Genomic DNA, 1524 nt, shown 5'->3' with positions numbered 1-1524 from the left:
AAATCCTTGATTATTTTGAGGTGACATCTCAGACCCAATGGTGATATATAAACTATTCATGCCGGGATGCTTGTCAGATTCATATCCATACAACCTCGCAAACGCTGATACCCGACTACGATCATTAGACTCAAATTCTGCTACAGGCGTACCTTCAAACCTCGGACGTAATGTAAATAAAGTATCAAGTGTTTTTGAAGTCTTAGACTTCAGTTCAATCAAATCTTCAAAGTCTGCTTTTTGGCTATTATTAGTCTTAATTCCTAGTAAATTCTCCAGTGTGTCACCAGCATCTTTATGAGCAATTTTCCCTACACCTTTAGAATTAGGATGATAACCTTTAGAAGCAATCTCTTTTACCTTAGGAATTAATCTAGAAAGTGCCTCTTTAATTTTATCCTGTCCAAAAATTTTGGCTAAATCTTTATCTGATAAAATCCCCCTAGAAACATTAATAATAATAACCCTGCTGCTACTTGAATCTACAGATATGTACATCAAGTCGCCAGAATGGAAATTTTCTTTAAATTGGCGCCCATAAATCCAAAACCTCTCATCTCCTCGTGTGTTAGCACGATAGCATGACATCTTTGTTTCAAATTTTTCTTCACCAATATACAATATTACATCCAACTTTTTCTTCTCACCATTTTTGAGTGATTGATAGTCCATTAATCCATACTTTTTAAGAACATCCTGAACGAATACGTTGGCATCTATTATGCTTTTAGATAGCATTGTATCTGTTAGGCGAATAACTGTGTATTCTCTTTCATTATATTTATGGATTTGTTCAATAAATTGTAGTTCGTCTTGATATAGTTCAAAAAGCATATTAATAACTATCTAAACATTTCAGATATAGAAATATTTAGTCCTTCTGCAATTTTTAATAATGTTTCTACCCGAGGATTTCTTGTTTTAAAATTTAACAAGTCACTTATTGTTGATTCACTCAATCCAGTTGTTATTTTTAAAGAATAACGTGGACTGTTTTTAATTTCGAGTTGGACTCTATTCACAAAATTTCTTAAATAATACTCTGTTCCCAGAGCATTAACTGAGTCATCACTAAACATAAAATGTCCATAATGATTTTCTGTTTTCCTATCAAATATTGAAGGAAAATCAATGTCTAATGCTTTACAAACAGTCACAACGAGATCCAATCTCGTTTTACTATTTTTATGATAGGAGAACAACTTCTGAATTGAGTGCCTTGAGTAACCTGTTTTTTCAGCCAATTTTTTATGAGTAAACTGTTTAATCGTTTTAACGCGATTAAGATTTTCAATAGCTATTTTCATTTTTAAACCTCGGGTGATTTATATAGCTATTTTACCTTTAAAACTGATTTTTAAATTCGGATAAATTACCTTTTTAAAGGGTTTAAAATTCGGATATATTTACTTTTCAATTGGTTATATTCAACAAGTAAAAAAATATATACAATTAATTATCTAAATAATCATATTTTTTGCGGATAAATAAGTATAGAAATTACTCAATAGTTCATCCTGGACT

General features: G+C 30.8%; 2 protein-coding genes. Both read right to left on the bottom strand.

The annotated features are described in order from the left end of the window. A partial coding sequence (locus CGS49_RS13425) for an MvaI/BcnI family restriction endonuclease (RefSeq protein WP_097802290.1) occupies positions 1-834 on the bottom strand: 834 nt, incomplete at its 3' end. 8 nt (positions 835-842) lie between these two features. After that, positions 843-1307: a helix-turn-helix domain-containing protein gene (locus CGS49_RS13420; protein ID WP_014608780.1), complete on the bottom strand. Its 465-nt coding sequence runs from the start codon at positions 1305-1307 to the stop codon at positions 843-845. Positions 1308-1524 lie beyond the last annotated feature (217 nt).

This window comes from Faecalibacterium langellae, assembly GCF_002549775.1.
GTDB lineage: Bacteria > Bacillota > Clostridia > Oscillospirales > Ruminococcaceae > Faecalibacterium > Faecalibacterium langellae.
This window is presented reverse-complemented; position numbering and strand designations above follow the sequence as displayed.